This window comes from Serratia nematodiphila DZ0503SBS1 (assembly GCF_000738675.1).
Lineage (GTDB): Bacteria > Pseudomonadota > Gammaproteobacteria > Enterobacterales > Enterobacteriaceae > Serratia > Serratia nematodiphila.
The window spans coordinates 456361-476848 of sequence record NZ_JPUX01000002.1; the positions used below are offsets into that span (position 1 = coordinate 456361).

14 protein-coding genes are annotated in these 20488 nt (G+C 61.1%); 10 read left to right on the forward strand and 4 right to left on the reverse strand.

Annotated elements, in window-relative coordinates; genetic code table 11:
• Positions 1 to 79: 79 nt before the first annotated feature.
• The gene (gene ybbP, locus JL05_RS22830; RefSeq protein ID WP_033633952.1) at positions 80 to 2512 is read right to left on the reverse strand and encodes a putative ABC transporter permease subunit YbbP; all 2433 of its coding nucleotides are present in this window, start codon (positions 2510 to 2512) and stop codon (positions 80 to 82) included.
• Positions 2509 to 3195 (reverse strand): putative ABC transporter ATP-binding protein YbbA, encoded by a 687-nt coding sequence (gene ybbA / locus JL05_RS22835; RefSeq protein WP_004940192.1) that lies wholly within the window; start codon positions 3193 to 3195, stop codon positions 2509 to 2511. The genes ybbP and ybbA overlap by 4 nt, the downstream gene beginning before the upstream one ends.
• Between ybbA and tesA the strand changes: the two genes are divergently transcribed.
• The 3 genes from tesA to JL05_RS22850 all read left to right on the forward strand — a co-directional run bounded on the left by tesA (position 3166) and on the right by JL05_RS22850 (position 5539).
• Positions 3166 to 3804, forward strand: a complete 639-nt coding sequence (gene tesA, locus JL05_RS22840; protein ID WP_162180466.1) for a multifunctional acyl-CoA thioesterase I/protease I/lysophospholipase L1 — start codon at positions 3166 to 3168, stop codon at positions 3802 to 3804. The two genes, ybbA and tesA, sit on opposite strands and share 30 nt — an antisense overlap.
• A gap of 26 nt (positions 3805 to 3830) precedes the next feature.
• Positions 3831 to 4607 carry an SDR family oxidoreductase gene (locus JL05_RS22845; protein WP_004940195.1) on the forward strand — a complete coding sequence of 259 codons (777 nt, stop codon included), beginning with the start codon at positions 3831 to 3833 and terminating at the stop codon, positions 4605 to 4607.
• A 77-nt stretch (positions 4608 to 4684) separates the two neighbouring features.
• The gene (locus JL05_RS22850; protein ID WP_004940198.1) at positions 4685 to 5539 is read left to right on the forward strand and encodes a co-chaperone YbbN; all 855 of its coding nucleotides are present in this window, start codon (positions 4685 to 4687) and stop codon (positions 5537 to 5539) included.
• Between the two features lie 127 nt (positions 5540 to 5666).
• Here the strand turns inward: JL05_RS22850 and cfa are convergent, their stop codons facing one another.
• The gene (gene cfa / locus JL05_RS22855; protein ID WP_015376906.1) at positions 5667 to 6818 is read right to left on the reverse strand and encodes a cyclopropane fatty acyl phospholipid synthase; all 1152 of its coding nucleotides are present in this window, start codon (positions 6816 to 6818) and stop codon (positions 5667 to 5669) included.
• Positions 6819 to 7143: 325 nt separating this feature from the next.
• On the opposite strand from cfa, the gene JL05_RS22860 reads away from it, so the two are divergent.
• Entirely contained in the window at positions 7144 to 8049 is a 906-nt protein-coding gene (locus JL05_RS22860) for an SPFH domain-containing protein (protein WP_004940203.1), read from the forward strand.
• A 2-nt stretch (positions 8050 to 8051) separates the two neighbouring features.
• On the forward strand, positions 8052 to 8513 hold the full coding sequence (locus JL05_RS22865) for an NfeD family protein (protein ID WP_033633954.1): 462 nt from the start codon (positions 8052 to 8054) through the stop codon (positions 8511 to 8513).
• Here JL05_RS22865 and cueR read toward each other — a convergent pair.
• Positions 8510 to 8911 (reverse strand): Cu(I)-responsive transcriptional regulator, encoded by a 402-nt coding sequence (gene cueR, locus JL05_RS22870; RefSeq protein ID WP_015376888.1) that lies wholly within the window; start codon positions 8909 to 8911, stop codon positions 8510 to 8512. The two genes, JL05_RS22865 and cueR, sit on opposite strands and share 4 nt — an antisense overlap.
• 406 nt (positions 8912 to 9317) lie before the next feature.
• Here cueR and pigA point away from each other — a divergent pair, with 406 nt between their 5' ends.
• The 5 genes from pigA (at position 9318) to pigE (ending at position 20482) form a co-directional block, all read left to right on the forward strand.
• Positions 9318 to 10475 carry a prodigiosin MBC biosynthesis dehydrogenase PigA gene (gene pigA, locus JL05_RS22875; RefSeq protein ID WP_033633955.1) on the forward strand — a complete coding sequence of 386 codons (1158 nt, stop codon included), beginning with the start codon at positions 9318 to 9320 and terminating at the stop codon, positions 10473 to 10475.
• Positions 10472 to 12487: a prodigiosin MAP biosynthesis oxidoreductase PigB gene (gene pigB / locus JL05_RS22880; RefSeq protein WP_228392558.1), complete on the forward strand. Its 2016-nt coding sequence runs from the start codon at positions 10472 to 10474 to the stop codon at positions 12485 to 12487. The genes pigA and pigB overlap by 4 nt, the downstream gene beginning before the upstream one ends.
• Positions 12484 to 15150 carry a prodigiosin ligase PigC gene (gene pigC / locus JL05_RS22885; RefSeq protein WP_033633957.1) on the forward strand — a complete coding sequence of 889 codons (2667 nt, stop codon included), beginning with the start codon at positions 12484 to 12486 and terminating at the stop codon, positions 15148 to 15150. The genes pigB and pigC overlap by 4 nt, the downstream gene beginning before the upstream one ends.
• Before the next feature lie 170 nt (positions 15151 to 15320).
• Complete coding sequence (gene pigD / locus JL05_RS22890; RefSeq protein WP_033633958.1) at positions 15321 to 17924, forward strand: prodigiosin MAP biosynthesis protein PigD; 2604 nt, start codon at positions 15321 to 15323, stop codon at positions 17922 to 17924.
• Positions 17921 to 20482, forward strand: a complete 2562-nt coding sequence (gene pigE / locus JL05_RS22895; RefSeq protein ID WP_033633960.1) for a prodigiosin MAP biosynthesis aminotransferase PigE — start codon at positions 17921 to 17923, stop codon at positions 20480 to 20482. Before pigD ends, pigE begins: the two co-directional genes overlap by 4 nt.
• Positions 20483 to 20488 lie beyond the last annotated feature (6 nt).

The window sequence follows — 20488 nt, forward strand, 5'->3', positions numbered from 1 at the left end:
AAATGCCCGCCGCTTACTGAGTCCCCTGCCCGGATCAAAGAGACTCACCCTTTTCGGCCGCTACCTGCCTCGATATCAACTAGCCCTCATAACTGCGGAACAGCGCCTTGCCGCGCAGCAGGCGCACGCCCAGCCAGCCGCCGCACAGCGACAGCAGCAGCGCGCTGGCCAGCGGCAGCGCCCACCACAGCACCGGCGTCGGCGTCCACGGGAAGTCAAACACCCGGCTCTGCAGTAGCCACAGTGCCGCCTCGGCGCCCACCGCCGCCGCGATGCCCGCTACCAACCCCAGCAGGGCAAACTCGCACCACAGCGTGCGGCGCAGCAGCCGTTTGCCGGCCCCCAGCGTACGGTACACCACCAACTCCTGCCGCCGCTGACGCATGCCGACCTGCACCTGCGCCAGCAGCAGCAGGCCGCCGCACAGCACTACCAGCACCACCATCACCTCCAGCGCGCGACTGACCTGTTGCAGCACGCCGCCGACCTGTTTCAGGATCGCGCCGATGTCCAGCAGGCTGAGCGTCGGGAACTGGCGATTGAGCTGGGTCAGCATCTGGCCGTCACCGTCGTAGCGGAAGCTGGTGAGCCAGGTCTGCGGCTGGCCGTCCAATGCGCCCGGCGGGAAGATAAAGTAAAAGTTCGGCTTCAGGCTTTCCCAATCCACCTGGCGCAGGCTGGTAACTTTGGCACTGAACGCCTGGGTATCGCCGCTGAAGGTCAGCGTATCGCCCAGCTTGATCTTCAGCCGCCCGGCGATGCCTTCATCCATTGAAACCTCACCGGTTTTCGGCGGCCAATTGCCCGCCACCAGCGGATTGTGATCCGGCAGATCGGCCAACCAGGTCAGGTTAAGCTCGCGGTTCACCGCCTCGCCGCCCGGATCGTCTTCATGCACCCGCTCGGTCGCCAGCTGCTGGTTTATCTCGGTCAGGCGCACCCGGACGATCGGATAATAGGTTTCCGGCTTGATCTGGTGCTGCTGCAGGAAGGCTTTCACCTGCGGCACCTGCGCCTCGGTCATATTGAGCAGGAAATAGTTCGGGCTGTCCGGCGGCAGCTGTTGCTGCCAGCGTTCGAGCAGATCGCCGCGCAGCACCAACAGCAGCGCCAACAGCATGAACGACAGCGAAAACGCCGCCAGCTGGCTGATGGTCACCCACGGCTGGTGCAGCAGGCGGTTGACCGCCAGCCGCAGCGCCAGGCTCTTGAGCGTGATGCGGCGCAACAACAGCAGGCTGCCCCAGCCGATGCCGCCCAGCAGCAGCGCCAGCACCGCCATGCCAGCCAGGATCGCCCACAGCAGCGTGCTGGCCCCCATCAGCGCCACCAACAGCGCCACCACGATCGCCGCCGTCACCGGCAAGAAGTAGCGCAGCGGCCAGACGTTGGCCGTCACGTCTCGGCGCAGCACCCGCAGCGGCTGGGTGGCCAGCAGCTGGCGATACGGCCGCAGCCCGACCAGCAGCGAGATCAGCACCAGCGCGCCGAGCGCCCACAGCCACGGCCAGGCGCCGGCGGCAGGCAATGCAGCCGGTAATACCGGCTTCAGCAGGCGGATCAGCAACGCTTCAAACGCCAGCCCGATCGCCCCGCCGCACGCCGCCGCCAGCGCCATCACCGCCAGCCACTGGCCGACGATCAATTTACGCAGCGCGCCGCGCCCGGCACCGAGGGTTTTCAGCACCGCGATCAGATCGTAACGGCTGCGGCAATAGTGGCTCATCGCCACCGCCACGGCGGCGATCGACAACAGCAGCGTCAGCAGGGCCGACAGCAGCAGGAACTGTTGGGAGCGCTGCAGCGACTTGCCGAGCGCGCTGCCGGATTCCTGCAGCCCGAACCAGCGCTGATCCGGCGTCAACTGCGGCGCCAGCCGTTCCTCGTAACGCTGAATATCCGGCTCAGCGCCGGCGAACATGTAGCGGTAGGTCAGGCGGCTGCCCGGCTGCACCGCGCCGGTCTTATCGACGTCCGCCAGGTTGATCATGATGCGCGGCGCGGTCTGGAACGGATTGAAGCCGGCATCCGGCTCCTGAATGATTTCACCGGCGATGCGAAGCGTAGTGTCGCCCACCTCCAGCGAATCCCCCACTTTCACGTTCAGCAGCGCCAACAAACGCGGCGCCACCAGCACGCTGCCCGGTTCGGGTTTGATGTTGGCCGGGCGCGTTTCCAGCTTGCCGTACAGCGGATAGGCCAAATCGGTGGCTTTCACGTCCGCCAGCTGCGGCCGATCGCCGGCATAGGTCATGGTGGTGAACGACAGCTGACGGCTCACCTTCAGCCCCTGCTGCTGCGCGTCCAATAGCCAGCCTTCCGGCACCGGATGCGCGCTGCGCAGCACCCGATCGCCGGCGATAAAATCGCGGCTCTGCTGGCTGAGCCCTTTGTCCATGCGATCGCTGATGCTGCCAAGCGCCAGCACGCAGGCGACGGAGAGCGTCAGCGCCAGCCACACGATCAGCAGCGACGGCGAGCGCCATTCGCGCCAGAACCAGCGCCAGATCATGCTTCCTCCCACAGCTTGCCTTCACGCAGCCGCAGCCGCCGCTGGCAGCGCGCCGCCAGGGTTTCGTCATGGGTCACCAGGATCAGGGTGGTGTCAAAATCGCGGTTGAGAGAGAACAGCAGGTCGGCGATGCGATCGCCGGTCTGACGATCGAGGTTGCCGGTCGGTTCATCGGCGAACAGCACCCGCGGCCGGCCGCTGAAGGCGCGCGCCAGCGCCACGCGCTGCTGCTCGCCGCCGGACAGCTGCGCCGGCAGGTGATCGAGACGTTTGCCCAGCCCCAGCTGTTCCAGTAACTGCACCGCCTGCTCGCGACTCTGCCTGTCGCTCTCGCCGCGCAGCAGCGCCGGCAGCTGCACGTTCTCCAGCGCGTTCAGCGTCGGCACCAACATGAACGACTGAAACACAAAGCCGACGTTCCTGGCGCGCAGCGCAGCGCGCCCCTCTTCGTCCAACGCGGTCAGCGACTCGCCGAGCAAACGCACCTCGCCCTCGCTGCCGTCGTCCAGCCCGGCCAAAATGCCCAGCAAGGTCGATTTCCCCGATCCGGATTCGCCGATCAGGGCGATCGTCTGCGCGGGTTTGACAAGCAGCTCGACTCCGGTGAGGATGGTGAGCTGATGCTCACCCTGACCAACGTGTTTACTAAGATGATGAACTTCAAGAACGTTTTCCGCTGGCATCTTCCCTTCCTTTTGCTGTTGGGATTATTCAGTTTACGCGCTGCCGCCGCCGATACCTTATTGATTTTGGGCGACAGTTTAAGCGCCGGCTATCGCCTGCCGATCGAGCGGGCCTGGCCGACGCTGTTGGCCGAACAGTGGCAGAAAAAACCGGGCGCGCCGCAGCTGGTCAACGCCAGCATCAGCGGCGACACCGCCGCACAGGGGCTGGCGCGTCTGCCCGCGCTGCTGAAACAGCATCAGCCGCACTGGGTGCTGATCGAGCTGGGCGCCAACGACGGCCTGCGCGGCTTCCCGGCGCAGGACGTACAGCGCGATCTCGGCCAAATCATCACACGGGTGCAGCAGGCCGGCGCGCAGCCGCTGCTGATGCAGATCCGCATCCCGCCTAACTACGGCCGCCGCTATACCGAGGCGTTCAGCGCCGTCTACCCGGCGCTGGCCAAGCAGTTCAACATTCCGCTGCTGCCGTTCTATATGGAACAGGTGGTGGTAAAGCCGGAATGGATGCAGGATGACGGATTGCACCCCAATGGGGACGCTCAGCCGTTTATCGCCACCTGGATGGCGAAGCGCCTGGAACCGCTAGTAAAGCATGAGTCTCACTAAATTAGGGTCGTACACTAGGTAAAGTTATGCAAAAAGCGGTATTGATAACCGGCTGTTCCAGCGGGATTGGCTTGATTGCGGCGCAGGATCTGCGCAACCGCGGCTACCGGGTGCTGGCCGCCTGCCGTAAGCCGCAGGACGTGGAAAACATGCGCCAGCTCGGGCTGGAAGGCATCGAGCTGGATCTGGACGACAGCGCCAGCGTCGAGCGCGCCGCCGCCGAGGTGATCGCGCTGACCGACGGCCGCCTGTACGGCCTGTTCAATAACGGGGGGTTCGGCGTTTACGGCCCGCTCAGCCGCATTTCGCGCAGCCAGCTGGAGCGGCAGTTCGCCACCAACCTGTTCGGCACCCACCAGCTAACCCAGCTGCTGTTGCCGGCAATGCTGCCGCACGGCGAAGGGCGCATCATTCAAACCAGCTCGGTGATGGGTCTGGTCTCCAGCGCCGGGCGCGGCGCCTACGCCGCCAGCAAGTTCGCGCTGGAAGCCTGGTCGGACGCGCTGCGCATGGAGCTGCACGGCAGCGGCATTCAGGTCAGCCTGATCGAACCGGGGCCAATCTCCACCCACTTTAGCCAGAACGTCAACCAGGCGCAGAGCGACAAGCCGGTGCACAACCCCGGCATCGCCAAGCGCCTGACGCTGCCGCCGGAGGCCATTCTGCCCAAACTGCGCCACGCGCTGGAAAGCCCGCGCGCCAAACTGCGCTATCCGGTCACCCTGCTGGCGCACGCGATGAGCGTGCTGCGCCGCATTTTGCCGGGCCGCTGTCTGGATTGGCTGCTGCGCAGCAACGCTTAATTCGCCCGACGGGGTTGAAGAATGGCGGCGCGCCCCCATTTACACCCCATGGCTCCGCACGATCAGAGAGAAAAAAGATGCTAGCTCAAGCTGTTGTTGATATTAACGAAACTAACCTGCACCAGACGCTGGAACAGTCGATGTCCATTCCGGTGCTGTTCTACTTCTGGTCCGAGCGCAGCCAACACTGCCTGCAGCTCACGCCGGTGCTGGACAAGCTGGCGGCGGAATACGCCGGTCAGTTCATTCTGGCCAAGGTGGACTGCGACGCCGAGCAGATGATCGCCTCCCAGTTCGGGCTGCGTTCCATTCCGACGGTCTACCTGTTTAAAGACGGCCAACCGGTCGACGGCTTCCAGGGCCCGCAGCCGGAAGAAGCGATCCGCGACCTGCTGCAGCGTTTCCTGCCGAAGGAAGAAGATCTGAAACTGGCGCAGGCGCAGGAACTGCTGGCCGCCGGCAACGCCGCCGAAGCGCTGCCGCTGCTGAAAGACGCCTGGCAGAGCAGCCAGCAGCGCAGCGACATCGGCCTGACGCTGGCCGAAACGCAGATCGCCCTCAGCCGCAGCGAAGACGCCGAAGCGGTGCTGGCGACCATCCCGCTGCAGGATCGCGATACGCGCTATCAGGGCCTGGTGGCGCAGATTGAACTGTTGAAGCAGGCAGCGGACACGCCGGAAATCCAACAGCTGCAACAGCAGGTGCAGCAAGAGCCGGACAACGTCGAGCTGGCGGTGCAGCTGGCGCTGCAACTGCATCAGGTCGGGCGTAACGAAGAAGCGCTGGAACTGCTGATGGGGCATCTGAAGAAAGATCTGGCCGCCGCCAACGGCAACGCGCGCAAGACCCTGATGGACATTCTGGCCGCACTCGGCACCGGCGACGCGCTGGCCGCTAAATATCGCCGCCAGCTGTACTCCCTGCTGTACTGATATACCCTGCTTCTTTCCAGCCGCATCGTTGTTGGCTGTGTTTGCAAGTCCCCGGGAACCTACTCAAGTCAGTGACCGGGACGCGCAAACACAGCCAACACAGAAGCAGCTTGAAAGATGACGGGAATTAGCGATAGACCCGCACCCCGCCCTCCACGCCCGCCGGGCTGAACAACACCTGCCACAGCTGAATGTTGCGCGAACGAAACGCGCCGGCGCAGGCGTTCAGGTAATAAGTGAACATGCGCTCGAAGCGCTCGGAATAACCGCCCGCCAATTCCGGCCACGCCCGTTTGAAATTCTCCAGCCAGGCCATCAGCGTGCGATCGTAATCGGCGCCGAAGTTGTGCCAATCCTCCATCACGAAACGCCCTTCGCTGGCCTCGGCGATATGCCGCACCGAAGGCAGGCAGCCGTTGGGGAAGATGTATTTGTCTATCCAGGCGTCGACGTTAAGGTCGGTTTGATTGGAACCGATGGTGTGCAGCAAAAACAGGCCATCGGGCTTCAGGTTGCGCGCCGCGACGCTGAAATAGGTCTCGTAGTTTTTCGGCCCGACGTGCTCGAACATGCCGACCGACACGATGCGATCAAACTGACGATCCAGATCGCGGTAATCCTGCAGCAAGATCTCGACGTCCAGCCCGGCGCAGCGTGCCTGCGCCAGCTTCTGCTGCTCGGCTGAAATGGTCACGCCGTGCACCGAGACGCCGTAGTTTTGCGCCGCAAACTGCGCCAACCCGCCCCAGCCGCAGCCGATATCCAGCAGCGTCATGCCCGGTTTCAGCTGCAGTTTTTCGCAGATCATCCTGAGCTTGGCCTGCTGCGCCTGCTCCAGCGTCTGCGCTTCTTTCCAGTAGCCGCAGGAGTATTGCATGTAAGGATCGAGCATCGCCCGGAACAGGTCGTTGCCGATGTCGTAATGCTCTTTGCCCACCTGCCAGGCGCGCTTGCGCGATTGGCGGTTGAACAGCCGGGCATAGGCGATGCGCGCGATGTCGCTCAGGCTTTTCGGCAGCCGCTCATCGACGCCGGCCTGCAGAATGCGGGTAAACAGCATGTCCAGCCGTTCGCATTCCCACCAGCCGTCCATATAGCTCTCGCCGAAGCCGAGCGAGCCTTCCTGCAAAATGCGTTTGAACAGCGCCGGGTTATGCACCCGGATATCCCAGGCGCGCGGGCCGTTGATGGCGACGCCGGCTTCGGCCAGCATCTCCTCTACAATGCGATACCAGCGGTCTTTCTTCTGGGCGAGTTCATCAACACTGAGCGAATCCATAACAATCCTTGGCCGAAATGTCATTTCAAAAAGCATAGTCGCAAATAAAAATGACAAATTTTTGACGGTAAACACGGGGGTGTTTTTACTCTAGCCAAGGCGAGCAACATCATGAAATGAATAAAAATTATTGAAATCATGCCATTTAGGCATACTTATCTGCCAACTGTGCCAGACTTATTTCAATAACGTTTTTCTCCCTGTTCGGAACAGCGGTTCCGCTTATGGCGGAATCACCAACGCCCTGGATTAAGTCGCGGTATCGGTAGGCATTTTTCCGGCGCTGGCGTAATATCTGTTTACATATGTCTGACAGGAGGTTTGCATGCTTACTTTTATTCCCATCGTGATCGTCGTCGCGCTGATTGTGGTGTTCGCCGGCGTCAAAATTGTGCCGCAGGGGTTCCAATGGACGGTAGAACGCTTCGGCCGCTACACCAAAACGCTGATGCCGGGCCTGAACCTGGTGGTGCCGTTCATGGACCGCATCGGCCGTAAAATCAATATGATGGAGCAGGTGCTGGACATCCCTTCGCAGGAAGTGATTTCCCGCGATAACGCCAACGTCGCCATCGATGCGGTGTGCTTTATCCAGGTCGTCGACCCGGCGCGCGCCGCCTACGAGGTCAGCAACCTCGAACAGGCGATCGTCAACCTCACCATGACCAACTTCCGCACCGTGCTCGGCTCGATGGAGCTGGACGAAATGCTGTCGCAGCGCGACAGCATCAACAGCCGCCTGCTGCACATCGTCGATGAAGCGACCAATCCTTGGGGGGTGAAGATCACCCGTATCGAGATCCGCGACGTGCGCCCACCGGCGGAACTGATCGCCTCGATGAACGCCCAGATGAAGGCCGAGCGAACCAAGCGCGCCGACATCCTGGAGGCGGAAGGGGTGCGCCAGGCGGCCATTCTGCGCGCCGAGGGTGAGAAACAATCGCAGATCCTGAAGGCCGAGGGCGAACGCCAGTCGGCGTTCCTGCAGGCGGAAGCGCGTGAGCGCGCCGCCGAGGCCGAGGCGCGCGCCACCCAGCTGGTGTCCGACGCCATCGCCAGCGGCAACATTCAGGCGGTGAACTACTTCGTGGCGCAGAAATACACCGACGCGCTGCAGAAGATCGGTTCCTCCAACAACAGCAAAGTGGTGATGATGCCGCTGGACGCCAGCAGCCTGCTCGGCTCGATCGGCGGCATTACCGAACTGCTGAAAGAAAGCAAAGGCAAATAATCATGCTCGAACTGATCGCGGCGAATCCGCTGTGGTTCTGGCTCTCCCTCGGGGGCGTGTTGCTGGCGGCGGAAATGCTCGGCGCCGGCGGCTACCTGCTGTGGAGCGGCGTGGCGGCGCTGTTGGTCGGCGCCTTGATCTGGCTGCTGCCGACGCTCACCTGGGAATGGCAAGGCGTGATCTTCGCCGTCCTGACCGTCGTCGTCGCCTACCTGTGGTGGTACTGGCTGCGTCACCGCCCGGCGGCCGTGTCCGGCGGTTCACCGGTGCTCAACCAGCGCAACCGTCAGCTGATCGGCACCCGCGCCACGCTGACGGAGGCGATGCACAACGGCATGGGGCGCATCAATATCGGCGACAGCAGCTGGCGCGCGCAGGCGGCGGAAGATCTGCCCGCCGGCACCGAAGTGGAAGTGGTGGCGGTGGAAGGGGTCACACTGGTGATCCGCGCCATCAGCCGTTAATTCGAACGACAGCATCCCGCCAGATTATTGATGATGGGGCACTCGGCCCCCTCGTCGCCCGGACATTGTTCCGCCAGCGTCAACAGGCGTTGGCGCATTTCTCCCAGTTCGCTGATGTGCCTTTCGATCTCCGCCACCTTCTGCAGCGTGCGCGCCTTCACGTCGGCGCTGTGACGGGCCGGATCGTTGAACAAGGCCACCAGCTCACGGCACTCGTCCAGGTTGAAGCCCACCTGCCGCGCCTGGCGCAGCAGCGTCAGCTCTTCAACGTGCCTGGCGGAATAATGGCGATAACCGTTATCGCTGCGGATCGGGGCGGTAATCAGCGCTTTCTCCTCGTAAAAACGAATCGTCTTGCTGGTTAACCCGGTCTTTTTCGCGACGTCGCTAATATTCATTTTTTCCTCCGGAATGCTCCTGCTCACCTCCTATCTTAAGCCGCTTTCCGCCACTCACCAAGCCTCAACGCCCTACCGTCGATAGCGATGAGAAACCGATAGCCACAGCCAAAAGATAGATACTTCACTTGCAAAGTATTCATCAAAAAACAATAGACAATCTAACCTATTAAAATTTGATCAAATTAAGATTTTTATTATATGTAAATTTTTGTGTATAAATAACACAAAATAAAACACAATTAAAACAACAAAATAAAAACACAAATTAACAAAATTGTAATAATAGACCACATAAATAAACATTTGTTTACATTTGCCATTACTGCGCCTGTTTGAGTTTTGGCCACCTCCAAACTAGAAATATTAGCTAATTTAATCTCTCAACCCGATGGCGGAGTTCGTCATGGATTTTAACTTATCAAGCGAGCAGCAGGCTCTAAGCGAATCCGCTCAGCGTTTTGCCCGCGAGGTGCTGGATCAGGATGCGCATGATCGGCTTTCACGGCAGGTATTAAGCCTGGATTTGTGGCGACAAGCCGCCGCCTATGGTTTTACCCGAGCCCCCGTGGCGAGCGCGTTCGGCGGATTGGGCATGAGCGCGCTCGATACTGCGCTGATGATTGAGGCGCTGGGTAAAGGCAGCCGCGACATCGGCATGTCCTTTTCGCTCTGCGCCCATCTGTGCGCCTGCGTGATCCCGCTTTCCCGCTTCGGTTCCGAAGCATTAAAAGCGCAGTATCTCGAAGCGTTGGCGGCCGGAAAACTGATCGCGGCGAATGCGGCGACGGAGCCGGACGCCGGTTCCGATATTTATGCCATGAAATCAACCGCTCAACCCTGTGAAGGCGGCTACCGGCTCAACGGAAACAAAATTTTCATCACCAACGCGCCGATTGCCGACATCTTCATCGTCTATGCGAAAACCCATCCCGAACATGGCTTTATGGGCGTGTCCGCATTTGTGCTCGAGAAAGGGATGCCAGGCTTAAACGTAGGCGCCGTCAGCCCGAAAGATTGCCTCTCCAACTGCCCGTGGAGCGAACTGACCTTCAACGACGTCTTCATTCCAGAGTCCCAACGGCTCGGCATGCCGGGCGCCGGCGGCGCCATCTTCCACGATTCAATGATCTGGGAAAAGGGCTGCCTGTCGGCTCTGTTTATCGGCGCAATGGAGCGCGTGTTCGACAGTGCGCTGGACTATGCCAAACAACGCCGACAATTCGGCAAAGCGATCGGCCAATTTCAGTCCGTCTCCAACCGCATCATCGAGATGAAACTGCGTCTGGAACAGTGTCGGCTAATGCTCTACCGCGCCTGTTGGAAACACGATCGGGGCCAGGACGCCGAGATCGACATCGCCATGAGCAAACTGTTGATTTCCGAATATGCCGTGCAGTCCGCGCTGGACGCGATTCAAATCTTCGGCGGAGCCGGCATGGATCAAGAACTCGGTCTGGTGCGCCACTTGCTGAACGTGATCCCCAGCCGGATCTTCTCCGGCACCAACGAGATACAAAAAGAAATTGTCGCCCGCAAGCTGGGTCTGCGGGGAGGCGCATGATGATCGTTCAACGCGTTTTTGCCGTGCTCTATATGTTGGCCGGCCTGGCGAAAGCCTTCCCTCAGTTGGAAAACGTCGCCGATATTCTGCAGCAGGCGGCCGTGGCGAACCAGGGCACCTGGTACGCCGGAGCGACGGCTTGGCTGGCGGCGCAGGGTACAGCGGTTAACGCGCTGATCGGCGTGGCGCTGTTTGCCTCCGGTGCGGTCTTGATGTTCAACCCGCGTTGGACGACATTGATCATCTACTGCCAGCTGCTGATGATGGCGGGATTTGTCACGATCCTGCACCGCGCCCAGCCGCAGGTCATATTGCTCGATGCGATTTTCGCGCTGGCGGCGCTGTACATGCTGCGGCAGCAACACCACCGCAAACCCAAGCCGCGCACGTTCCCCACGCGCGACTTTTCCACGCCCACGCCGGCGTCAGGCGGCTCGGTAACCCCCACGCTGGACGGCGAGTATGACGTGGTGATCATCGGCGGCGGCGTCTCCGGTTTGGCCGCGGCCAGCGAACTGACCGAACGCCGGGTTCTGGTGCTGGAAAAAAGCGCTTCCTTTGGCGGCAACGCGCGCTACCGCGCGGTGAATCGCCTGAAGTTTCCCATCGCCGGCGTCTGCTTCCAGGAGCCATTGCCGGGTTCGTTCATGTTGCAACTGCTGAAGAAAATCGGTCTGAGCGGCGCCTACAAGTCCAATGAAAAGGACACGCTGGTGTTTTTCGACACCTTCTTGCTGCTCCGATGCCTGGGTGAAGTCGTCGTTGGTTTTCTCAAACAGCCGGTCTACCTGCTGAAACCTGCCGTCTGGCGCCTGACGGGACAACTATTCCTGCATGCCTTGATCGGTAAACCTTATGTTATCGCGGCAAAACAGCTGGGCGATCCGATCTTTGCCGATCTGTACGCCTTCCTCGATACCTTCTCGCCGCGCGGCGAGCGGTACCCCAGCCTGCCCTGGACGCCGCAGAGCACCTGGAGCAAAGCGAATATGGCGCTGCTCGACACTATCCCGCTGTACACTTATCTGTTCGAACCGCACAAACTGGATCAGATCCCGGCGGATCTGCGGCCACCGAGAAAATTCGGCAAGCTGGTAGAGAATGCCGTCAGCACCACGCTGCGCGTGGAATGTCTCGATATTCGCGAAGTCTCCGCCTATGTCGGATTGCACTTCCTGGTGGGGTATTTACGCGGCAATCTGGTCACGCTGCCGGGCGGTAACGGCAGCATCAGCGCCGGGCTGCTCGACTATCTTGAGGAGCAAAACAACGTCAGGCTGCAAAGCCGCGTACAGCTTCAAAGCATCACGCCCGGCGGCGACGAAACGGTGATCCGGTTCAGCGTCAATGGCGCGGCCAGCGAAATCAGAGCCAAACAAGTGATCTGGGCCGCCCCCAAAACGCATTTGCCCACCTGGTTGCCCACCCTGCCCAAAGAGCAATTGGCGGCGATCCGTCAGATCCGCCATGAAGATTACTACCTGGCGAACGTGCTGTTGAAAAAACCGATCCTCGAACACTCGTTCGGCGGCTATCTGATCGAGCCGGAAAACACCCGCACACCTTACTATTGGAGCAAAGCCGGCACCTGCCTGATCGCCAATTGGATGGACAATCGCCTCAGCGCGGAAACCGGGGTATTAACCCTGCTCAAACCGACCACTCGCCCAGAGCGGCAAGGTCGCACCGCGCAGAACGAGTTCCCGGCGCTGCAGCAACAGACCTATATCGAAATCGCCAAAGTGCTGGGCAACATGGGCATTGACGCCGACATCATTGAAGACATTCAAATCTGGTTCTGGCCCGCGGGTCTGGTGACCTCGGTCGCCGGACAACAGGCTCAGGGCGTGTTTCACCAGGCCAGCAGGCCGTTTGAGAATATTCACTTCGCCAATCAGGACAGCGTGGGCATCGGTAATATCGAAAGCGCGGTGTTAGCCGGGTTGAACGCCGCCAAAGCGGTGAGAGAACGCCTCGCAATGCCCGTTACGCCTGCGGAGGTGATGTCATGAATCCTACCCTGGTGGTTGAGCTTTCCGGCGATAAAACGCTGGAACCCCATCGCCTGGGCGGCAAAGCCCATTCGTTGAATCATTTGATTCAGGCGGGCTTGCCGGTGCCGCCGGCGTTTTGCATCACCGCGCAGGCTTACCGGCAGTTTATCGAATTCGCCGTGCCGGGAGCGCTGCTCGACACGGGCGCGCCGGGCAACGTGCGCGATATGATTTTGAGCGCCGCCATCCCCGCCCCGCTCGATCTGGCGATCCGTCACGCCTGCAAACAGTTGGGCGACGGCGCCTCGCTCGCCGTGCGCTCTTCGGCGCTGGAAGAAGACGGCCTGACCCACTCTTTCGCCGGGCAATACGACACTTACCTGCACGTGCGCGGGGATGACGAGGTGGTGCGCAAGGTGCAATCCTGCTGGGCGTCGCTCTGGGCGGAACGCGCCGCCCAGTATAGCCGGACATCGGCGGCGCAGAGCGATATCGCCGTCGTCTTGCAAATCATGGTGGATGCGGACGCCGCCGGCGTCATGTTTACCCAAGATCCGCTGACAGGCGATGCCAACCACATCGTCATCGACAGCTGCTGGGGACTGGGGGAAGGCGTGGTCTCCGGACAGGTCACCACCGACAGCTTCATTTTGGATAAGGCGAGCGGCGAGATCCGCGAGCGGCAAATTCGTCACAAACCGCACTATTGCCAACGCGATCCGCAGGGACAGGTCACGCTGCTGCAAACGCCCGAAGCCAGGCGAGACGCTCCCAGCCTAACCCCGGAACAGCTGCAACAGCTTGCCAGGCTGGCCAGGCAAACGCGGATGATTTACGGCGCGGAACTGGATATCGAATGGGCGGTGAAAGACGATCGCGTGTGGCTCCTGCAGGCGCGGCCGATCACCACGCAGGCCAAACCGGTTCAGATGCTTTACGCCAACCCGTGGGAAAGCGATCCGACGATCAAGGAACAGGCCTTTTTCTCCCGAATGGACACCGGCGAGATCGTCACCGGCTTGATGACGCCGCTGGGGCTGTCGTTTTGCCAGTTCTACCAAAAGCATATTCATGGCCCGGCGATCAAAACCATGGGGCTGGCGGATATCGGCGATTGGCAGATTTATATGGGGTATTTGCAAGGCTACGTCTATCTGAATATCTCCGGATCGGCCTACATGCTCCGCCAATGCCCGCCCACCCGCGACGAAATGAAGTTCACGACCCGCTACGCCACCGCCGATATCGATTTCAGCGGGTACAAAAACCCCTATGGCCCCGGCGTACAGGGATGGGCTTATCTCAAGAGCGCCTGGCATTGGCTGAAACAGCAGAGGCATAACCTGCGCAGCGCCGGCGCGACCGTCGATGCCATGATCGCCCTGCGCCAGCGCGAGACGCGCCGCTTTCTGGCGCTGGATCTGACCACCATGACGCATCAGGAGCTGAAGCGGGAACTCAGCCGCATCGACGGTTACTTCCTCGACAGCTGCGCCGCCTATATGCCCTTCTTCCTTCAGTCGTTCGCGCTCTACGATGCGCTGGCACTGACCTGCGAACGTTACCTCAAAGGCCGAGGCAACGGATTGCAAAATCGCATCAAGGCGTCGATGAACAACCTGCGCACCATCGAAGTCACGCTGGGCATTCTCAGCCTGGTGGAGACGGTCAATCGTCAACCGGCGTTGAAGGCCGTGTTCGAGCGACACAGCGCACAGGAACTGGTCACCGTCCTGCCCATCGATCCCGAATCGCGCGCCTTCTGGCAAAGCGACTTCAGCGCCTTCCTGTTCGAGTTCGGCGCCCGTGGCCGCCAGGAGTTCGAATTGAGTCTTCCGCGCTGGAACGACGATCCCAGCTACCTGCTGCAAGTGATGAAAATGTATCTGCAACATCCGGTGGATCTGCACACGAAACTGCGGGAAACAGAGCGGCTGCGCCATGAAGACAGCGAGACGCTGCTTAAAGCGATGCCCTGGTTTGGCCGGATGAAGCTGAAGTTCATCACCAAACTGTATGGCGTGATGGCCGAACGCCGCGAAGCGACCCGGCCAACCTTCGTCACCGAAACCTGGTTCTACCGCCGCATCATGTTGGAAGTGCTGCGGCGCCTGGAGGCGCAAGGCCTGGTCAAACAGGCCGATCTGCCCTATGTGGACTTCGAGCGCTTCCGCGCGTTTATGGCGGGGGAACAGTCGGCGCAGGAGGCGTTCGCCGCCGATCTGATCGAGCGCAATCGCCACCAGCATCTGCTGAACCTGCATGCGGAAGAGCCGCCGATGGCGATCGTCGGGGGGTATCAGCCCAGGATGAAAGCCCCCACGGCGGAAAACGCCGCCGGCATGCTGTCCGGCCTGGCGGCCAGCCCTGGCAAAGTGGTGGCGAAAGCGCGCGTCATCACCGATCTGCTGGCGCAGGCCGGCGAGCTGCAGCCCAACGAAATCCTGGTGGCGCGCTTTACCGACGCCAGCTGGACCCCGCTCTTCGCGCTGGCGGCGGGCATCGTCACCGATATCGGCTCCGCGCTGTCCCACAGCTGCATCGTCGCACGCGAATTCGGCATCCCCGCGGCGGTCAATCTCAAGAACGCCACCCAGCTGATCAACAGCGGCGACACCTTGATTCTCGACGGCGACAGCGGGACGGTCATTATTCAACGCGGAGAACGTGCCGATGGCTAGTCAGCACCACATCCGGCGAAGGTAAACCATCCGCCTGAAAACAGCACAATTCAACGAAGGTGATGCGCGCGGCAACCGCCGCCTGCAGAGACCGTCGCGGGCTTTGTCGTGCCGAATTTGCCCGCCTGGCTGAAGCCGTCACTCCATTTTGGCTGCACAAGGAACTCATCATGACGACCCTGACAGGACAAGCAAGACTCACCAACTCCGCCGCCTACGAGCAAGTGTGGCAAGCGGAACGCCAGGCCTGCCGCACCGACGCAGATCCCGATACCCTGACGGTCGGCGTGGTGGTGGTGACGCGCAACCCGGCGTTTTTCCAAACCGGGCTCAGCGTACTGAACGATATCCGCGATTATGTTTTCAACCGCGTGCATATCCAGTCCGAGATGCCGCTGAAACTGTTGGATCTGGCGGCGGACTCGCTTTATCTGGCCGCGCGCGAAAAGGCGCTGCACTTTCTCAAAGGCCAAAACAAGGCTATCAACGTTCGCATCATCCAATGCGCCAGCCTGGCCGAGGCCACCGGCAAGATCATCTATACCCATGCGCTGGAACAGCGTCCCGAATTTCATTTGGGCATGCTGTTCTACGATCAGACCACGCCGGCCGGCGTCGATGACAGCATCGAACAGATCGATCGCGATCTGGACGCCTTTTACAGCGCCTTGCAGCGCAGCGGCATTCCCGCGTTTTACACCACCTTCTCCACCGTTGCGTTCATTCGCCAGCTGCGATCGCCCTTCCGCTACCTGCCGCAGCAATACCGCGAAATCGTGCGCAGCGAAGATCCGGCGATTTTCCAAACCGAGCTGTTGTGCCTGTGGATGGACTTCTTCGAGATGAACTACACCAACCGCCGGGTCAAGCCGATCGGCGCGCTGGCGCTGCACAACACGCTGGGTGAGCAGCTGATTCAATTTTTCGAGCGTACCGCCGCCGAACGCTGGCTGGTGTCCTATTACACCGGGTCGATCATCTCCAATCTGATCGGCTATCTGGATCGGCATGCGGAGGCGCGCGGCGCGCTGATCCTGCGCGGCCCTAACGAACACGCCATCGCCTGCGGCGCCATGGCCAACTGGCAGCTGTATCGCATGCCGTTCCTCGGCGTAGTGACCTCCGGAATGATGGATGAATTCAAGGGGACGCTGGCCAACCTCAAGGAAACCGCCGCCCAGGGCATCATCGTCGCGGCGGAAAACCGCGGCAATCAATGGTACAGCTTCCAGGGAACGCTGACGCCGACGGAAGACATGCGTGAAGTGCTTGTCGCCCGCCGCATCCCGTTCGTTTATATCGATGACGTCGAAACGATCGGCACCGGTTTGACGGAAGCCTTCCGCCTTTATCATCAAGGCCAGGGCCCGGTGGTGATTCTGGCAACGCAAAACGTGCTGGAGTCGACCCTGTCGCTGGAGGGCGCCGTCTGCGATCCCTCGCCGATCCCGGTTCTGTCGGCGGACGATCCGCTGCCGATGAGCGAAAGCCTGGCACAGGCGATAGCGCTGATCAACCGCGGGCCGGAACGGCTGGTGTGGCAGCTGGGCCCGGTCAGCGACGACGAATACGCCCTGATCCATGACATCGCCGACGCCGCCGGCATCGCCCTGGTGGACTCGTTGGCCCATCCAGGCTCGGCGCCGAAATATTATCAGGGCCGGCGCAATCCCCACTACCTGGGCACCCTGGCGATTTACGGCTACAGCCCGCGCGTCTACAACTTCCTGCACACCAACGACAAGCTCAACGCCATGAGCGAGCAGAGCCTGTTTATGATCAAAAGCCGCGTCGCTCAGATCACCACCCCCTTCTCCGACGGCAGGCTGGAGCGCAAGGTTCACCTGGTGCAGCTTACGCACGATGAGCGCCATCTGTCGCCCTATGCCGATCTGCACCTGCACATGAACTGTCTGGCGTTCCTGCGCACGGTGAAAGCGCATCTCGACGTCGATCCGGCATTGCGGGAAAGACGCCGCGCGCTGATCGCCGCCTATCTCGATTCGCCTTCCGACGTGGTCAGCCAGCTTCCCAGTCTGCCCATGTCGGCCAACTACTTCTTCTGCCAGTTGAACCGAGTGATTGAAGAACTGATCGAAACGGAGGGATTCGATTTTACCGGCGTATATGACGTCGGCCGGTGCGGCATCTCCGCCGCGCGCAACGTCGCCAAAACGCGCCGCGGCTTTTCCGGCTGGTATGGCCGCGCCCTGATGGGCGACGCTCTACTGGCCACCGGCTACCTGGCTTACACCAGCCCAAGCCACGTGATGGCGTTTATCGGCGACGGTGCTAAAGGGATCGTACCGGACATCCTGCCGGCCTTTATCGACAACATTCTCACCCATCCGCAGTTGCTGAATAAAAGCATCACCGTCTTCTATTTATGCAACGGCGGGCTGTCCGTCATCAATACCTATCAGGAACGCATTCTGTTCAATCGCACCTCGCGGCAAATGCGGTTGGTGAACGTCGAACAGCCGGACGTCGAACAAACGGTCAATAACTTCCATATCCAGAGCAAAACGCTTACGCATTTCGACGAAGACGTCATTCGCCAGGCGCTGACCACGCCGCACCGACTCAATCTGTTCTCCGTGGTGCTGGGGCACAACAATGAAGGCGACGGTATCTCGCTGGCCACCGCCAAAGGCTGGCAGCGCGATCCGAGCGACCACGACGCCCTGCAGGAGCGCAAAGCCTGGGCGGCCCAACAGCCCGAATCGACCAGCACCGCCTTCGACCAAGATCCTACACAGGAAGCCACCTCATGAAATTCGGATTCATCGCTCATCCCACCTCGCTGGGGTTGAAACGTTACGTCAAAATGCTCGATCTGCTGCAACGCAACTCGACCGAGCAGCACAGCGGCTATACGCGTGAACTGTGGGAACGACAAAACCTGGTTCCCTTTATGAACTTCGCCAGGATCACCTCGGCGACCGGCGCCACTTGCGAAGGGGTGATCAAATACATGCCGCTGGTGGCGGATGAGATGCTGGCCGACGCACGCGGTATCGCCGCCAGGGTGGTCCAAGGCATCGAAGAGCTGGCCGGCGATGGCGCCGAACTGGTCGGTCTCGGCGGTTTTACCTCTATCGTTGGGCGACGCGGCGAAGCCACTGCGGAAAAGTCGCCGGTGCCGGTCACCTCCGGCAACTCGCTGACCACCTACGCCGGCTACAAGGCCTTGATGCAGATCCAGTCCTGGCTGGAAATCCGCCCGGAGGAGGAACCCGTCGCCATCGTCGGCTATCCGGGGTCGATCTGCCTGGCGCTAAGCCGTCTGCTGCTGGCGCACGGTTTCTCTCTCCATTTGCTGCACCGCGCCGGCCACCATGATCGCAGCGAACTGCTCAGCCATTTGCCCGAGGAGTATCACTCGCGCGTCACCCTGACCAGCGATCCCGAAGATCTCTACCCGCGCTGCAAACTGTTTGCCGCCGCGACCTCCGCCGGCGGCGTGATCGACCCCGCCAGACTGCAACCCGGCTCGATCTTCATCGACGTGGCGCTGCCGCGCGATATCGCTTCGGAAACGCGCCCGGCGCGGGATGACATTCTGATCATCGACGGCGGCTGCGTCACCGCCACCGATGCGGTCAAGTTGGGAGGAGAATCGCTCAACGTCACCATCAAGCAACAATTGAACGGCTGCATGGCGGAAACCATTGTGCTGGCACTGGAAAACCGGCGGGAAAACTTTTCGCTGGGCCGCTATCTGGCGCCGGAAAAAGTGCTGGAGATCGGTGAAATCGCCGAGCGCCACGGGTTCTTCGCCTATCCGCTGGCCTCGTACGGCGAGCGCATCGATCGGCAGAGCGTGATCAATCTCAAGCGCTACTACCACCATGACATCTATGCCGGGGAATCGGCTGATGCGGCGTTGCCCGCATCGCGCCTGGCGTTTATCGACGCGGTCATCGCCCAAACGCCGGCCAGGGAAGACACCCTCGACCGCTATCATCAATACATCAACCCCATGATGGTGGACTTCCTCAAGTTGCAGCGCTGCGACAACGTTTTCCGCAGCGCCGCCGGCACCCAGTTGTATGACGATGCGGGCGAGGCTTTCCTGGACATGGTGGCGGGCTACGGGTGCCTAAACCTGGGCCACAACCCGCAGCCAGTGGTCAACGCGCTGAAAAACTACCTCGACGCTCAAGGCCCCAACTTCATTCAATACATTTCCATTCCCGAACAGACCGCCAAGCTGGCCGAAGTGCTCTGTCGTCTGGCGCCGGGCAACATGGGCCGGGTGTTCTTCAGCAACTCCGGCACCGAAGCCGTCGAGGCCGCGATGAAGATCGCCAAGGCCTCGACGGGCAAGCCGGGCATCGCCTATCTGCGCAACAGTTACCACGGTAAAACGCTGGGTGCGTTGTCCATCACCGGACGAGACAAACACCGCCGCTATTTCACACCGCTGCTGGACGCGATGGTGGAGGTGCCGTTCGGCGATCTCGCCGCGCTGCGGGAAGCGCTGAACCGTGAAGACGTCGGCGCGCTGATGATCGAACCGATCCAGGGCGAAGGCGGCGTGCATATCCCGCCCGCCGGTTACCTGCAGGCGGTGCAGCAGCTCTGCCGCGAGACCGGCGTGCTGCTGATGGTGGACGAAGTGCAAACCGGGCTTGGGCGCACCGGCAAACTTTTCGCCTGCGAATGGGACGGTATCGAGCCGGACGTGCTGATGCTGTCGAAATCCCTGTCCGGCGGCCTGATCCCCATCGGCGCCACGCTGTGCCGAGCCGATCTTTGGCAAAAAGCCTATGGCACGGCGGATCGCTTCCTGGTGCACAGCTCCACCTACGGCGGCGGCAACCTCGCCTCGGTCGTCGCCCTCAGCGCGCTGCGCGAGATCCTGGCGCAGGATTTGGTCGGCCATGCCGAACGGATGGGCGCCTACTTTAAGCAGGCACTGAGCGAGATCGCCGCCCGCTATCCGTTCGTCAGCGAGGTGCGCGGCCGCGGCCTGATGCTGGGGATCCAGTTCGACCAGGCGTTCACCGGCGCGGTCAACGCCTCCGCCCGCGAATTCGCCACCCGGCTGCCCGGCGATTGGCACACCACCTGGAAATTCTTGCCCGATCCGGTGCAAGCCCATCTGCGGGCTGCGATGGATCGCATGGAACAGGCGCTCGGCGAAATGTTCTGCATGAAATTCGTCACCAAGCTGTGCCAGGACCACAAGATCCTGACCTTCATTACCGCCAACAGCTCGACGGTGATCCGTATTCAACCCCCGCTCATCATCAGCAAAGCCGAGATCGACCGTTTCGTCGGCGCCTTTGCCACGGTGTGCGAGGAACTCTCCACCTTTTTAGACTAGGGAGCC

What these genes read in the sequence shown, in the direction of transcription:
- ybbP (WP_033633952.1), bottom strand. Translation starts at nt 2,512, where the DNA reads ATGATCTGGCGCTGGTTCTGGCGCGAATGGCGCTCGCCGTCGCTGCTG.
- tesA (WP_162180466.1), top strand. Translation starts at nt 3,166, where the DNA reads ATGAACTTCAAGAACGTTTTCCGCTGGCATCTTCCCTTCCTTTTGCTG.
- ybbA (WP_004940192.1), bottom strand. Translation starts at nt 3,195, where the DNA reads ATGCCAGCGGAAAACGTTCTTGAAGTTCATCATCTTAGTAAACACGTT.
- JL05_RS22845 (WP_004940195.1), top strand. Translation starts at nt 3,831, where the DNA reads ATGCAAAAAGCGGTATTGATAACCGGCTGTTCCAGCGGGATTGGCTTG.
- JL05_RS22850 (WP_004940198.1), top strand. Translation starts at nt 4,685, where the DNA reads ATGCTAGCTCAAGCTGTTGTTGATATTAACGAAACTAACCTGCACCAG.
- cfa (WP_015376906.1), bottom strand. Translation starts at nt 6,818, where the DNA reads ATGGATTCGCTCAGTGTTGATGAACTCGCCCAGAAGAAAGACCGCTGG.
- JL05_RS22860 (WP_004940203.1), top strand. Translation starts at nt 7,144, where the DNA reads ATGCTTACTTTTATTCCCATCGTGATCGTCGTCGCGCTGATTGTGGTG.
- JL05_RS22865 (WP_033633954.1), top strand. Translation starts at nt 8,052, where the DNA reads ATGCTCGAACTGATCGCGGCGAATCCGCTGTGGTTCTGGCTCTCCCTC.
- cueR (WP_015376888.1), bottom strand. Translation starts at nt 8,911, where the DNA reads ATGAATATTAGCGACGTCGCGAAAAAGACCGGGTTAACCAGCAAGACG.
- pigA (WP_033633955.1), top strand. Translation starts at nt 9,318, where the DNA reads ATGGATTTTAACTTATCAAGCGAGCAGCAGGCTCTAAGCGAATCCGCT.
- pigB (WP_228392558.1), top strand. Translation starts at nt 10,472, where the DNA reads ATGATGATCGTTCAACGCGTTTTTGCCGTGCTCTATATGTTGGCCGGC.
- pigC (WP_033633957.1), top strand. Translation starts at nt 12,484, where the DNA reads ATGAATCCTACCCTGGTGGTTGAGCTTTCCGGCGATAAAACGCTGGAA.
- pigD (WP_033633958.1), top strand. Translation starts at nt 15,321, where the DNA reads ATGACGACCCTGACAGGACAAGCAAGACTCACCAACTCCGCCGCCTAC.
- pigE (WP_033633960.1), top strand. Translation starts at nt 17,921, where the DNA reads ATGAAATTCGGATTCATCGCTCATCCCACCTCGCTGGGGTTGAAACGT.